Origin of the sequence: Streptomyces sp. NPDC002602 (genome assembly GCF_042889445.1) — a bacterium.
GTDB lineage: Bacteria > Actinomycetota > Actinomycetes > Streptomycetales > Streptomycetaceae > Streptomyces.
Window position 1 is genome coordinate 179831 of record NZ_JBIAQX010000012.1, and the last position, 15468, is coordinate 195298.

At 73.3% G+C, this 15468-nt stretch carries 7 protein-coding genes and 1 pseudogene; 4 read left to right on the plus strand and 4 right to left on the minus strand.

The annotated features are described in order from the left end of the window. Positions 1-52: 52 nt before the first annotated feature. The 4 genes from ACFYW3_RS27505 (at position 53) to ACFYW3_RS27520 (ending at position 12233) form a co-directional block, all read left to right on the plus strand. Positions 53-2464, plus strand: a complete 2412-nt coding sequence (locus tag ACFYW3_RS27505) for a hypothetical protein (RefSeq protein ID WP_389387645.1) — start codon at positions 53-55, stop codon at positions 2462-2464. Positions 2465-2532: 68 nt separating this feature from the next. Continuing rightward, positions 2533-2964 carry a YbaB/EbfC family nucleoid-associated protein gene (locus tag ACFYW3_RS27510; protein ID WP_389387646.1) on the plus strand — a complete coding sequence of 144 codons (432 nt, stop codon included), beginning with the start codon at positions 2533-2535 and terminating at the stop codon, positions 2962-2964. Then, entirely contained in the window at positions 2957-3325 is a 369-nt protein-coding gene (locus tag ACFYW3_RS27515; protein WP_351763784.1) for a WXG100 family type VII secretion target, read from the plus strand. Before ACFYW3_RS27510 ends, ACFYW3_RS27515 begins: the two co-directional genes overlap by 8 nt. 85 nt (positions 3326-3410) lie before the next feature. Continuing rightward, entirely contained in the window at positions 3411-12233 is an 8823-nt protein-coding gene (locus tag ACFYW3_RS27520; protein WP_389387647.1) for a hypothetical protein, read from the plus strand. A 53-nt stretch (positions 12234-12286) separates the two neighbouring features. On the opposite strand, the gene ACFYW3_RS27525 is transcribed toward ACFYW3_RS27520, so the two are convergent. The 4 genes and pseudogenes from ACFYW3_RS27525 to ACFYW3_RS27540 all read right to left on the minus strand — a co-directional run bounded on the left by ACFYW3_RS27525 (position 12287) and on the right by ACFYW3_RS27540 (position 15373). Further along, complete coding sequence (locus ACFYW3_RS27525; protein ID WP_389387648.1) at positions 12287-13117, minus strand: 2OG-Fe dioxygenase family protein; 831 nt, start codon at positions 13115-13117, stop codon at positions 12287-12289. 169 nt (positions 13118-13286) lie between these two features. Further along, positions 13287-13490: pseudogene (locus ACFYW3_RS27530) on the minus strand (transposase); the annotation flags it as partial. Between the two features lie 283 nt (positions 13491-13773). Then, complete coding sequence (locus ACFYW3_RS27535; RefSeq protein WP_351762277.1) at positions 13774-14439, minus strand: hypothetical protein; 666 nt, start codon at positions 14437-14439, stop codon at positions 13774-13776. A 520-nt stretch (positions 14440-14959) separates the two neighbouring features. Further along, positions 14960-15373 carry an SgcJ/EcaC family oxidoreductase gene (locus ACFYW3_RS27540; protein ID WP_389387678.1) on the minus strand — a complete coding sequence of 138 codons (414 nt, stop codon included), beginning with the start codon at positions 15371-15373 and terminating at the stop codon, positions 14960-14962. Positions 15374-15468: the final 95 nt, after the last annotated feature.

Consider the following 15468-nt stretch of genomic DNA (forward strand, 5'->3'; position numbering starts at 1 on the left):
CAGATCCACGCGGTGGTGTGGGCGTGGGCGAAGTGCACACAGGAGAGCGACAGTGGCGGACTACAACAGCGGTGGTTTCCACCAGGGCGACGACGGGACGATCTTCGGCAATCCCGACGGATCGTCCACCGGCAGCCTGGCCGACTACGACAACTGGGACTGGAAGCAGATCATGGCGGCCATCACCGGCATGTCCGCCGGTGTCGGTACCGCCGCCAACGAGTCCCACGCGCGCGCCGTCGCCGACCCCCAGTCACTCCTGGACGCCGCCAACGCGTTCTACCACGTGCAGCGGACCCTCGAAGGGGTCACGAAGAGCCTGGTCGACCAGGCCAAGGCGCTCGCGGGCGAGAACGGGCCGTGGAGCGGGGCCGCGGCCGACTCCTTCCTGGAGATGATGACCGGCTTCTCCCGGCAGGTGAAGGCCAACGCGGACGTCCTGTCGGGCGGTTCGACGGGCGACCACTCGGTCCCCCACCAACTGGCGAACAACGCGATCACCCTGCGGAGCGCACAGAACAAGATCGCGCAGATCGACACCTGGTACGCGAACCAGGCGATCGCGATGGGTGTCACGCCCATGTCCAACGGCCTGATCCCGATCAGCCGGAAGCCCGAACTCGTCCAGATGATGAACGAGGACATGCGCAGCGTGCTCAAGAGCCTGGCGCACGCCTACCAGGTCACCACCGACGCGATCATCAATCCGGTGCCGGTGCGCTCCCCGGCCGAGCATCCCGAGGGCCCCGGCATCGGTGACGGCGATCCCGGGCCGGGTCCCGACCCGGGCGGGCCGGACGGCGGCATCGGGGGCACCGGGAGCCTCGCGGACCTGTCCGGGATGCCCGACACCGGCCTCGACGCGGGGTCCGGCTCGGGCGCCGGGCTCGGCGGTGTGGGCGAGCTCGGCGGCCTGGACCCGTCCGGTTTCCCGGGCGATCCGTCCGCGCTGGACGGCTCCGGGCTCGGCGGTGCCGGACTCGGCGACCTGGGCCTCGACGGCACCGGGCTGGACGGCGGGGGCCCGGGCGGCGCGGGCTTCGGCGACCTCGGCCTGGACGGCCTCGACCCTTCGGCCCTCGACCATGCGCTCAACCCCCTCTCCTTTCCGGGACTCGGCGGACTGGGCGGGCTCGGCGGCCTCGGCGCCGGCCGTCCGACGGCCTCCGGCCTCAAAGGCCTGGACGGCCTGTCCTCGGCCGGCCCCTCCGCTTTCGGGGACACCGGGATCGGCGACGGCCTCGGCGGTGGGCTCACCGACGGCCTCACCGGCGGACTGGGCGGCGGACTGACCGAGGGCCTGGCCGGCGGCCTCACCGACGGCTCGGGCATGCCGTCGCAGATGGCGACGTCGTCGGGGATGCCGTACATGCCGGGCATGGGCGGCACCGGCGCCGGCGGGGCGGGGCAGGGGTCGGAGCCCACGGACGCCTCGGGGTTGATCGACGCGAGCGCCGAACCGTGGGAGGGCGAGGCTGCCACCGGCGGGGACGACGTGGGCTCGGAATCGGGCGCGGCGGCCGGCGGGGAAGGCCTGGGCACGGGCGGAATGCCGTACCTGCCGGGCATGGGAGGCGCGGGCGCGGCGAGCGGTGGCCGCGACGGGGTCGGCGAACGTTCGGACGCCTCGGGGCTCCTCGACGCGAGCGCCGAGCCCTGGGAGGCCGAAGAGGCGGACGGCGACGACGAGGCCGGCGCGCCGGAGGGCGCCCTGCCCGGCGTGCCCTATCTGCCCGGCTTCGGTGCGCCCGCCACCGGTGCGCGCACCACCTCCGCCACCCGCGGGAGCGGCGGGGAGGACACGCGTACCGGGACGTCCGCGGCCGGGGCCGCTCGGGCCGCCACCTCCACGACGGGCGGCACGGCGCAGGGCGGTGCACCGCAGGCCGGCGTTCAGCAAGGCCACGCACCGCAGGCCGGGGTCGCGCAGGATGGTGCGACGCCCGCCGGGACCGCACACGCCGCCCCGTCGGACCCCACCGCGACGGCTGTCGCTCCCGTCGCGGTGGGGTCCGACGGGCTGCCGCCTGCCGGCGACGCCGGGAGCCCCGTCGTCCTACGGCCCGTCGCCGACGGCGCCGAGGAGGACTTCACCGCCTGGGAGGCCGGGGCGGGCGCCGGCGCCTTCGTCCCGCTGCTGTGGTCGCTTCCCGAGGGGCGGGAGACGCGGTCGGCCCCGGAGGAGGGCGGGCCGGGCGTGGCGGGTGAGCCGCGGAGCACCTGGCAGCCCGAACGCTCCGCTCCCGGGGACTCGCCCGCGGCGATCAGCGGCGTTCCGCGCGTGTCCGGCTGCGGAGACGGCGGCCCCGAGGAGGAGGCCGTGGATCCCGACGCCGAGACGGTGCGGGAGCAGGAGACGGACGGGGATGCGGCCGAGCGGACCGGTCGGGGCATCGCGGACCTGCTGGTCCAGGAAGAGAGCACGTGGGGCGCCGTTCCCGGCGGGCCCACCGCCGCGTACTGAGAGTCCACGCCGCCCGTCCGAGGGCGGCCCGCACCTGCCGGCACCGCCCTGAGGAAGGATGAGTTCACGTGTCCAGCCCGTACGACCAGCAGATCGAGGATCTGCTGGAGCAGTACCGCCGACAGCGCGAGGAAGCCGTGGAGACCCGGCAGCGCGTCAACGGGACCACGTCGACCGCGACCGCCCCGCGCCAGGCGGTGAAGATCACCGTCGGCGCCCAGGGCGAGGTCACCGCGATCGAGTTCCCCACCGGCGCCTATCGCAGGATGGCGCCCAAGGAGCTGGCCGACGTCCTGCTCACGACCATCCGCCAGGCCAGGTCCGAAGCCCTGGAAGGCGTCGCCGCGGTACTCGCGGAAGGGCTGCCGCCCGGCGTGACCGTGCCCGACCTGCTCCAGGGGCGGGTCGACCCGGGCGCCGTCCTGCCCGAGGAGCCGGCGATGCCGGACTCCGTACGCGACTACGTCGACCACGGCTTCCAGGGGGATCCCCATGAGTGACGGCACGTTCTCCGTCGACACCGACCGGTTGGACCAGGCCGCGCCGCAGGTCCAGGAACTGGCCGGACGGATCAGGTCCGTCGCCACCAAGCTGGAGGGCAGGTTGTCCGCCCTCGGCGCGTGCTGGGGCGACGACGAGAGCGGCCGGCAGTTCCTGGAACAGTACGCCGAGCCCAAACGGCAACTGGGCCACGGCATCACCGGCGCCGCCGAGGTGCTGCACAGCACCGTCGACGGCATCCGCACCATGGCCAAGGGCTTCCAGCGGACCGAGGAGGCCAACGTCGAGGCGCTCCGCGCGATCACGCCCGCCGACCCGGTCACGGGGGGCGACGTGTCACCGCACCGCTCCCGCCGCTAGCCGTCTCTTTCGGATCTTTCCCGGGCCCTACACCGGCACCGGCACCGGCACCGGCCATCACCCTTACCGAGGAACACGGCACCACATGAGCGTCGACATGCCCCCCGAGCTCGCCTGGGTCGCCCGGCTGGCGGTCGGACAGTCCTGGCCCAAGGGCAACGAGGACGGCTTGCACGCCCTCGGCCAGGCGTGGCACGAGGCCGCGCAGGAGCTCAAGGGAATCAGCGAGCAGATCGGCGCTTCCGGGAACGGGGTCCTGGAGAGCGTGGGTGGACAGGTCGCGGACGAGTTCCGCGGCTTCGTCACACAACTGGAGTCCAGCATCCCGGAGATGGCGCGGTCCGCCGGCCAACTGGGGAAGCTCGGCAGGCACACCGCCGTGCAGGTGGAGTACTCCAAGTACATGATCCTCGGCCAGCTCGTCCTGCTGGCCGCCCAGATCGCGCAGTGGGCCTTCTTCGCACCCGAGGTCATCCCGCTCGCCGTCACCGGCGCCCGCATCGCGGTGAAGATGATCCTGCGCCGGCTGCTCATCTCGGTCGCCACCGGTGTCGCGATGAACGTCGGTCTCGACGTCGCCGTCCAGACCATCCAGTTCCTCAAGGGCGACCGCACCGAGTGGAGCACGGACAACACCGTTTCCGCCGTCGTCTCGGGCGCCATCGGCGGGGCAGTGGGCGGTGTCTTCTTCGGCGCGGGCGGCGTACTGGCGCCGAAGTTCGCGCACGCGCTGCTCGGCAAGGTGGTGCTGGGCGCGGCCACCGGCGTGGCAACCGCCGGAATCATGTACGGCATCTACAAGAGCGGCGAGGAGGAGTTCGGGTCGTCCATCTCCGCGGGCGCCTTGGGAGCCCTGGGCGGCGGCGGCCGACGGCGCTTCGGCGGCAAGGGAACCACGATCGAGGTCGACCCGGTGCACCTGAACGTGCCGGACGCCCTGCGCTTCGATCTCCCCGGGCTGCCGACGGCCGAGAAGGCGGCCCTGTCCGACCCGCCGCCGTCTGCGGGACGGGTCGCACCGGAGCCGGGACGGGGTAACGGAGCCGATCCCGTGAACGTGGCCGGCACAGGAACGGGAACGGAAGCGGGTACGGGTACGGGTACGGGAGCGGACGGGGCCGGCTTCCCCGCGCCGCGCACCGAGAGCGCCCCGGCCGTCCACGGCGCGGCCGGCGGTACGCACGCCCCGGCTTCCACTCCCGGCGACGGCGGCCTGCCCGGCTTCGCGACCGTGCTCGGCCCGGCCCCGGGATTGACGGCCTCGGGCCCCGGCCACGCCGCCGCACCGGCCCCCTCGGGCGCCGCTCCGTCCGGTACGACCGCATCCGGCGCGGCCTCGTCCGGCGCCCCCGGCGCGGGCTCCGCCCGACCGGCGACCACTGCGCCGGTTGTCCGTACCGGCACGGGTACGGGCGCCGGCCCCGCGCCCGCCGAGGTGAACCGTCCCGCGCCCTCGGGCGGTCCCGGCGCCGCCGCCCCCGCGGCACCGCCCGGCGGACCGGCAGCAGGAACCGCGGGCGCCGCCGCAGCCGGCGGTCCCAACGCCGCGGCGGGACCGGGGTCGGACCCGTCCCGCTCCGTCCGTACGGAGACGGGTCCGACCCCGTCGGCCGGCGCCGGCCCGCACGCGGGGCCGCAGGCGTCGGCGGCCGGCGCACCGCACGCCGGACCGGGCGCGTCGGCGGACACCGCCCCCCGGACCGGACCACGGGCACCGGCGGCCACCGGCCCGCACCCCGTGCCGGAACGACCCGGCGCCACGGTCACCGTCACCACCTCGGACACCGCGGACACGGCGGCCGCACCGGCCGCGCACACGACCACCGGCACGACCACGGGCACGACCACGGGCACGACCACGGGCACGACCGGCGCCATGGAAGGCGCCGCCACCCGCGACCCGGGGTCCGCGCCGCCGCCCGGCCCCGTTCCCGGCGGGCCGGCGCCCGCCCCCCGCATGGCGCTCGATCGCACCCCGCGGTTCGTCGTCCGGTCCGCCTTCGAGGCCCGCCGGTTCACCTACCGGGGCGAGTCCGTCACCGACCTCACCGTCCGGGTCGCGTTCCGGGGCGGCGGCGACGGTCGCCACGACACCGAGGCCGTCTGGAGCCGGATGGCCGATGGTGTCCGGGAGTTCCTCAACGGGCCGGAGTACCGCCTTCCGGGCGGCGACCGGCTGCACGTCACCGTGCTGCGTGCCCGCCCCGGCGACGAACCGCACCTGACCGTCGACCTCGTCGGCCGCGACCGGGGCATGGACCAGCGGTCGTGGTGGCCCGACGCCGATCCCGTCGACTACGCGCACGAACTGGCCCATCAGATCGGTCTGCGCGACGAGTACCGCGACACGAGCGCCCCGCACCGCCCCGCCGTCGAGGGCAGCCTGCAGGGCGACTACCGCTCCCCGGCGCCCGAGGGCCTCCGGCAGGCGGGCCTGCGGGACCGTCATCTGCGGCTGATCGCCGCCCTCGTCGGGGACCTCGACCAGCGGACCGGCGCACCGCGCCGCGAGGATCCGGCAGCCGCGGCCCTCCCGTACGACGCGCAGTGGGCGCGGGCCTGGCGGGGCGCCGCGGCCAACGAGCGCAGCCACGTGTGGGTGGACCCGGTCTCCGACCCCCTGCGCCACGGCCGGGACGGCAACCCGGCCCGCGACGAGGTCGCGGCGGACGACCGCGGCGAGAACCGGGGCCATCAGCGGACGGAGTCACCTTCGGTGGCCCCCCGCATGTTCGGTCCGCCGGTGTACTCGCCCGACAACTCCCTGATCATGCAGCCCGGTTACGCGTCCGGCGACCAGTTCGGCATCCTGGCCTCGCTGCTCCACGACCCGAACCGGCACGTCCTCATCGCCCGCGGACCGGACGCCGGCCTTCCCGGGCACGACCCGGTCCGCGACAAGTCCCGGGCCATCGAGGCGTTCTACCTGGAGAGCGGCATCCCCGCCGATCGGGTCCACCACGTCGACGTGCCGAACCTGGAGAAGGGCAACGTCTGGCCCGCCCTCAACGACGAGGCCACCCGCATCGCCCAGGAGCAGTGGGGGATCAACAAGCACTTCCACGAGATGTTCCAGGTAAAGGAGTTGTGGGGCGTCACCGACGGCACCGATCACATCGGCCGGGTGTTCTCCGAGGAGTTGCGGGGCCGGGTCCGCGATGCCTGGCACCTGAACGAGGACCGCGATGCCGAGGTCAACGCGTGGCTGGCCGGGCGGGGGGTGCGGATCCCGCCGGGCGAGGGCCGGGTCCTGGTGCTGTGGTCCCGGTTCTCCGGCAAGGCCACGCAGTGGTCGGACCTCCGGGGCCGGATGGAGCACGACACCAGCTTCCAGGGCGTCCGCCAGCTCCTGCGGAACCTGGCCGGCGACTACAAGGCGGTGATCATCACCGGCGACGCCCACCCGGACGCGGGCAAGGGCGGCAAGTGGGACGCCCTGGTGCGGGAGATGCGCACCGAGCTGGGCACCGACGCCATCCACCAGGTCACCGGCTTCTGGCGGGGCACCGAACCCGCGCTGGCCGCCTGGGGCGGCGACACCCGCACCGGACAGTTCCGGCTGTACGACAGCCTCGCCCGGCAGCACGGCGTACAGCACCTGGGGTTCCGCTCCGGGAACCTGGAGGCCGTCGCGCTCATCGGCCACGACGTGCACTACCTGGAGGAGTCGGGGGCGACCGGCTCCCACCGCATGGAGGCGTGGCACGACAGCGACGGCACCGGCACCACCCGCAAGGGCGGCCTCGCGCCGGGGTACGAGCGCGTCGTCATCGCCGACCCGCCCACCGCCTCGGGCAGGTACGGCAAGCAGTTCGACACGGGCGGGCCCCTGGAGGGGACGTACCAGCCGGCAGATCCGGGTTCCTGGTGGCGCAAACCGGTCCACGCGTACGGCAACGAGCGCGGCTTCGGCCACGCCGACGTGCAGTCGATCCGGGAGGAGCTGGGGCTCACCGGACGGTTCCAGGACCGCGACGCCTTCGACGCCGACCGCGTCCGCCACGTCCAGCGCCGGTACGGGGCGGTGCGCGACGTCGTACGGCAGTACCGGCACCTGGTCGAGTACGACGTCGAGCAGTACCTGGCGCAGGCCGAGGCCTTCTTCCACACGCCCCTGGAGCACTATCCGCACGGGCCGAGCCAGATGTACGCGGACTTCGTCGAGCACGTCCTCCCGAACTTCCCCGCGGTCTGGGAGGTGCACCGCCAGATCCAGACCCGGATCCAGATGCAGGCCTGGGAGGCGTACAACCGGCAGCAGGCCGGACAGGGCAGCGGCGGCGAGGTCACACCGCGCGCCCCGCAGTCCGACACCGCCGGCACTTCGTCGGGCACCACCGGTACCCCGACCGGCAGTTCGGGCGGTGCCGGCGGCTCCGGCACGGGCGCCCCGGCCGGGGTCACCCCCGCCGAGGCGCGTGCGCGCTACGGCATGCCCGAGGGCAACTTCCGCAAGTTCCAGGAGGTCGCGACCAGGAACAGGCTCAGGATCGATGTCCGGCCCACGAACCCGACCGCTCCCGCCTGGCTCGACCAGGGCAAGCTCCCGAAACCGAAGGACATCAAGGCCAAGTCGATCAACGACCTGGACACCCGGTTGGGGGCCAGGGCCGAACACCGAGGGCTGATCGGGTACTTCCGGCCGGTCATGCCGGAGCGCGGGGACACCGACGCCGCCACCTGGAGCCGCATCGAGGCGCGGTTCGCCCAGCGGACGGAGGAGTTCGACACGCTGGCGCCGGTCATGGAAACCCTGGCGGCCGAGGGCCGGTTCAAGGTCGAGGACGGGCTGGTGTACGGCCGGGACCCGCAGGGGGGCTGGCGCGAGATCACCGGCGACCACGACGTGTTCGACATCAGCACCCCGGGCAGCACCCGGCTCAAGGGCAGCCCGTACGACCGTGTGGTCGGCGAGATGATGGCGAACGACATGGCCGTCATGCACGGCGCCCACATGGACTGGGAGCCGTCCTCGCCCTTCAGCAAGGGCATCTTCAGCAAGATCGTGGAGTCGCACCAGGAGGGCGGCGAGCCGCTGCTCCGCTTCCTCCCCGGCGTGAACGACGCCGAACTCGTCCACGCCCGGCCCGTGGTCCGGCCCCCGTCCGCTGCGGAACCGCCCGCCACCCCACCGGAGACGGCGCCCGCGCCGTCCGTGGCCGCCGCGCCCGAACGGGCTGTCCTCGGCGGTGTCCGCGCCCCCGCTGCCGCACCCCACAGCCGCGTCGCCGATCTCCGCGGTGACGAGGTGGCGCCCCAGACGCCGCGGACCGCTCTACAGGAGCCGGCGGCGACCTCCGGACGCACCGGCCGGCCCGCCGCCGTTTCCGGCCCGCCGCTCACCCGCGCCGTGGCGTTCGGGGCGGAGGACTCGACCGGGCTCGGCCCCGCTGAGGTCGGTCGCCTCGACGCACTGGCCGCCGTCGTGGCGCGCGGTACCGTCCGGCACGCCGAGGCGGGGTTGCCGCTGCCGGAGGTGACGATCACCGGCCACGGCACCGCGTCCGTGGCGGGACGGCCGCACTTCGGCCGGGCCGTCCAGGTAGGCGCCGAGCGTGCGGAGGGCGTCCGCGAGGTCTTCGTCCGGCGCCTCGACGCGCACCTGCGTGACCTCGGGTCCCCGCTGACGGCCTCCGCCCTGTCGATCGCGCGCGAGTCCCGCGGCTCGGACCTGCCGCACGGCACGGACCCCGCCCACGACACTCCGGAAGCCCGGCGCCGGGCGGTCGTCACCGTCACGCACATGCCGGCCGAACGGCCTCCCGTACACGCGGTCCGGGAGGGAGCCCCGCCCGTCCGCCCCGGACAGTGGCGGGAGCGCCGCGAGCGGGCGGGGTGGGCGGTGCTGCGGACCGAGCGGTTCGACCCGGCGCGCGATCCGGCGGCCGAACGGCCGGGTCCGGGGGCGCTGGCCGGGCGGGACGTCGTGGTCCGGATGGCGGTGGCCCGCATCCAGGCGGACGACGGCCGCTGGATCCGCAACGTCTCCCTGCAGTTGCCGGTGCGCTTCGGCGCGGGATTCGGCGCCGGCGACCTGGGTGCGTACGGCCACCGGCTCCAGGCACTGCTGGACGCCCACGTCAACGACGGGCGCAGGCTGCCCGGCTCCGGCGACCAACTGCACATCGACGTGGAGGTGGAGCACCGCCCCGACCATCCGGAGGCGATCGAGATCAGCCGCAGTGTTCGACCGGTGCGGGAATGGGACCAGTTCACCTTCCCGCTGGGCACCCGTGAGGGGCTCGCGGACGACGCCCGGGCACTCCACGAGCTGCTGCACTACGCGGGTCTGCCGGACCGCTACCACGATGCCTCGACGCTGTTCCGCCGCCTGGAGCGGCAGGCCGACCGGCGCGGGGTGATGGCCGGCACCGACACGTTCGAGGTACCCGACGCGTACATCCGGGCCATCGGCGCGGTCACCGACTCCGGGCCGGTCCTGCGCGATCTGCCGCGCACCGGGACGGGGGCACCGGGCCTCAGCCGCGGCGCCGCACGCACGGCGCTGCTCGCGCCGGACCCGGAGCAGGCTCCGCTGCCGCGCGCCCCTGCCCCCGCGCCGTTCGCGGGCCGTGACCGCGCCTTCGTCGAGGACCTGGTCCGGCGGGTGCTGCACGACGACACCCGGACGGAGCACGGCCGCAACTGGGCGGGGCCCGGGCGGCCCCCGCTCGACGTCGACCGGTACGCCGTCGTCAGGGACGGCGGGGAGAGCCGTACGCGGAGCGCGCCGTGGGTCGATCCGTACGTCGTGATGGCGCGTGCCGGCGGGGACCACGTCACCTTGCGGACGCCGCTGGGCACCGTCCGGCTGACCGAGGCCGAGGACTTCGCCGCCCTGGTGGCGAACGACCCGCACCGGCCGCCGGGCGCCGACATCGTGCTGGCCGTGCGCGGGCTCGCGGAGGGTTCCCTCGGCCTGCCCCAGGCCATCCGGAGCGCGACGGGGAGCCGTGTCTGGACCCCGGTGGACGCGACCATGCGGCTGGTGACGATTCGCGGGCACGGGACCACGGAGCGGATGGAGCTGTCCGGCTCCGACCCGAGGTGGGAGGCGACCACCGCGCAGGACGCCGACCCCTTCGCCCACCTGAGGGCCGCACGACTGGTCACGGACGCGTACACGACCGCGGCCCCGGGCGGCTCGGTGCTGTTCCAACGGCTGCCGCTCACCCGGCTGGAGGCCTTCCACGCCGTCGACCCGGCCGATCCCGACAGCCCCGCCCTGGTGCTGCCCGTCCAGCGGTTCGACGATGTGCTCGTCCACGACCGGCCCGGGATCGAGGTCTCGCAGGACCGCACGCTGGCCGTTGACTGCGGCGGCCTGAGCCGGCACGCGTACGCCACGCAGCAGGCCGTCGACGACGCCAACGTGCGGCTCGCCGCGGCCGGGAGCAGGGTGCGGCTGGCCGCGGACCCCGCGGTCTCCCTCACCCTGCGGCGCGGGGACGGGCTGCCCCATCCCCCGCTGCTGCGGATCGCACCGGGGTTCCTGACCCGGTCGGGGCGCTCCGACGAGGAGGCCTGCCGTGACTTCGCGCAGATGGTGTCCGGTGAGGTCCGAGCCTCGCACGTGGTGTTCCGGGCACCCGGGGACCGCGTAGCGACCGGCCGGATCAGCGCTCTGGACACGGCGGAGGTCACCGGCACGCACCACCTCGCGGAGTCCCTCACCCGCGTTGCCGGAGGCCTGGTGGCCCCGGCCACCACCGGTCCGGCCTGGGCCGCCGCGCAGATCGGGCGGGACGACCGGGGCGTCGGCGGCCAGGGCGGTGCGCCGCTGCCCGGCCGGGAGTACGGAAGCGCGCTGAGCTACGAGTACGCCGACAATCCGGGGCGGGACGCCCTGACGGAGGCGGCCGGGCGGATCGGGATCAACGAGGCCGCCTGGGCCGAGGTGGGCGAGGGGTACCTCGTCCAGTCCGTCAACGCGGCGAACGCCGAGGGACTTCCGTCCCTCGACGTCAACTACGCCAAGCCCGGCGGCGGGAACGGCTCGCACTACGGGTACCACTTCGCGTCCGTCGTACTGGCCAGTGAGGACGGGCGGTCGCAGCTCACCCTGGAGAACCACGCCCGGGTCGGCCGGACGCGCGCCGAGACGACCGACGCGGTCGAGGCCAACCTGCGGCAATCCGCCGGTGAACTCCGCTCGGTGGAGGCCTCGTTGGCACGCCGCCTGCGGCAGGCCGAAAGCGCGGGCGCGACCACGGAGGACACCGCCGCGCTGAGGGCGAGGGCCCGGCTGGCGCAGGCGCTGATCGCGGCGAAGGAGGCCCGTGACCGGCGCGCGCCCGCGCAGGAGCAGGAGCGTACGCTCCGGCAGGCCGCGACCGTCATGCTGAAGACCGCCCCCATGGTCGAGGGCAAGGAGCAGTGGTACTTCCGCGCCTACAGCCGGCGCCCGGGCGAGAGCATGCACGAAACGCACGCGGCGCTGCTGTCCGATCACGACTCGGCCGAGGCGAATCCGCTCACCCTGGTGGTGCTCCACGGGCATGGCGAACCCCTGCACCGGTTCATCGCGTTCGACGAGTCGGGCGCCATGGCCGACGGGGGCCGGTTCAAGCTCGAGCAACTGGCCGAGCACCTGGTCCGGGTCGGTCTGTGGAACCGTGACCACGGCCTGCCGCTGCCGTCGGTCCGGCTGACCGGCCACGGCGACGGCCGGGTGCCGCACCGGGACCTGGAGCTCACCGCCGCCATGGCCGACGGCATCCGCACGGACCTGCGCGCCCGCATCGCGGACCTGCTGCGGCAGCGCGGATCGGGTGTGGACGCACGCGACTTCCTCTTCTCCGTCGCATCGGGCCTACACCGCGACGACGGGACGACCCGCGGCCGGGAGGTCACCTTCGACATCGACCATCGGCGGTCCGGCGACGACTCGGAGGCCGACGGGAGATGACGGCGGGACGCGTGCCCCGAATGTCGTGGGTGGGGGCGGCGCTGGTGTTCGTGTCACAGCTGGGGGACGTACGGGGCGATGCCGACGATGATGACGGATCGTTCGCCAGGTCCCGGCGCGGAGCCCGCGCGGACCGGGCCGACGTAGTGGCTCACCCTGTGGTCATGGACGGCGTAGCCATCCAGTGGGTCGGTGAGGGTGAAGCGGGCATGGAGGTCCGCCCACGGGTCGTCGGGCTGGAGGCCGGCGCTGTCCGGTGTGGCGATGACGTTCTGCCCGCCGCTGACGTTGGTACGGCTGATCAGGTGGGCGAAGGTGAACGTGCTGGACGAGCCTCCGTCCTGGTGCAGGCAGTTCGGGGAAGAAACGGCGTCCTGGCCGTGATGGTCGACGCCGAGCTTGATCAGGTGCACCCCCACCCACAGCGGCCGTCCCCCCAGATTCCTCAGGGACACGACCTGTTCGATGTCCCAGCACAGGAGTCTGCGCAGCAGCGCGTTGCCGCGCAGCGCCTCGGGAATCTCGGGGAGCACACGCCGCTTGCGCGGGTACTCGGGAACGTCCTCGCCCTGGGAGAAGTCGGTGACCAGACCGTGCACGGGGTCGGGGGTACCGGGAATCCACGACAGTTCGGCCTTCCACGGCAGGTACACGGCATGGGAGTAACGGCGGAACCGATTCGTTCCCGGAGCGTACGGATCGGGCGGCAGATCCGCGAAGACCTCCCGGATCCTGGCCAGGTCCCTCGCGGCGGAGCCGGCCGGGGTGACACCGAGTTGCTCGGCGCCGTAGCGGGCGAATCCGCGCTCGCGCAGACCATCCACACCCGCACCCAGGCCTCCCTCGTCGGCATGCGGCCGCCGCAGGCTCTCAGCCTTTTCCACGTGTTCCTCCATCAGGTCACCACCAGGACCATGGCGCCCTCGGCCCGTGCCGACCTTACGCGGCCGGCTGCACACGGACCGGCGGCTCCGGGAGCGTGCGGGCCGACGGCCCCGCCTATCGGCGGCAGACCCGGCCGGCCGAGCAGCCGCTTCCCCGCTGCGGGCCCGATCATGAAGACCTTCGCGCAGATCCCGTCCGCGGCTTCACGCGCAAGCGGTTGTGGGCGCCCTTCCACGAGCCAAGGTGCTCGGACAGGTCCATCCGTGGTGTCCCGATGCGGTACTTGAACGCGATCGCGTCGATCACCTGTCGGTGATCACGCCACCGACCACAACTCCTGTTACCGACCGGCAGGAAGGGCCGCAGCCGTTCCCACTCGGCATCACATCACCGTCGGTCCGACCCTTCGCTGTGTGCTGCTGCGGGGGCGTGAGCCGAGTACAGGACCGGACCCGGTAGCACCCGACGTGCGTCCGCCGCAGGTCCGGGGAGCCGCGAAGGTCTGCGATCGCCATCGAGAACGCCTCCCAACCAGCCGGAACCGCCCCGGCCCGAGCCGCATGGAAGTGTTCAGGATCCGGGGTCAAGACCCTGTGGCTGAGCACGACAGGCGGCCCTTCTGGCCAAGTGATTGCTCAGATCCCGCGCTCGCGAGTCAGCCGCCGTGAAGACCCCACTCGTCGAGGCCACCGTAGATGTGAGCCTCCAGGCATTGCGGGGCGTCAAGGCCCACGGCCTCGCCTCGGTACAGGGCAATGAGCGAGTCTTTGCCCCGCCACCAGGTGTCGATCCGACCCTGCACCTCGGGCACAGGCTCGTAGCCGCCGAGGTCCACTGATTCGACGGCCCTGCCCTTGATCTTTGTGACGGTCTTGGCCCAGCGACCGGCATGAGCGGCGAGCGCCAGGGACTCCACCCATCCGTGCGTGCCGGCATGCAGGGGCGTCCAGCGGTATGCGTCGATCCCGAACGCGCCGTCGGGGCCGATCATGAATCCATAGGCCATGGACACCCGGCAACTCCCTGCGGGAATCGACCAGCCTTCATCGGCCGAGCCCTCCGGACAGTCGGCGCCCAGGATCCGTGGTCCGCCCTCGTAGAAGGGCGCAGGTGGTAGGGCAAGGCCGCCCCAGCGGTCCTGAAAGGCCGCGGCACGATCGATCTCCGCGACCGGAATCCCTTGCCCGACCCACGTGTCGCGGTGACTTCGAATCTCCTGCCGGGGAACGCTGATGCCGTCTACCTCGACGAACCTCTTGGCCCTGTCGCTCAATCCGGCAGGCGCGACAGGGATCGGCGAAACGAAAGGGGCGATCGTCATGGCGCCGGAGTCTAGTGCTGTGGCCGGAAAGGATGTGTTGCTCGTGCCGGCGAAGCGGGCGTGACCGATGATCTCCCCGCTGTCATTGACCCCGGCCGCGAGGCTGCCGACGGAGTTGTGCGGCTTTCCCGGGAAGGTCGGCTTGCCGTCGCGGTCCCAGCAGACGGCCCAGGTAGTGCTGTTGAGGGATACCGTGCCCCGTACCGATCGCCACGTGCTGATGGTTGATGTCCTCGACGTCGCTCTGCGGGTAGCCCCCGGGTTCCTGGAGCGCTTCGCCGTGCCGGAGGCGTCCCACGTCACGGCGTGCCGCTCGCCGTCTGGCGTGTGGGCGTGTGGTCGTTGCCGCCGATGATCCCGTCGTCGTTGATGGCCTTCGCCGACAACCCGTCGCCGCCGAAGCCGCTGAGGGGAGCACCGGGCGCCGACCACCCGCTACGACAAGCGCCGTCGCGTCCACCTTGACACTGCCACCGTGGCAGCCCTCACGATCTGGCTCCGAGCATGATTGACGGGCAACCTAGCCGGCGACGACCCCCGTGTTCTGGCAGGCGGTCAGCAGCCACCGGCCGTCGGCTTGCTTCGAGATCACGTACAGCGGGGCGCCCTCGCTCTCCTCGCCCGGAGCCAGGTAACGCTGACGGACCTTGACCGCCGCGACGTCGGGGCGGATGAAGAACACGTGGACCACCTCGTAGGTGACCTCGCCGTCCCAGCTCGCCGCGGGGAGGACCTTGCGGGTGAACTCCGAGATCGCGTCGAGGCCGATGAGCACCTTGCCGTGGGCCGTCGTCCAGACCGCATCCGGGTGGAAGAGGCCGAGGAACTCTTCGGGGTCCTTGTTCTGCTGGGAGTGCTCGACGGTGGCGACGAGCCGGCTGATCGCTTCGATGTCCGCCGCGCGGGATGTGGATTCCGTGGTCATGTGGATCATCGTCACACCTCAAGCGTGGTTGAGGTCAAGCGTGTGGCGATGTAAAGATCACCTGGACCCCATCAGCAGCGCCGCCGTCCCCGCCCAGCCGTTTG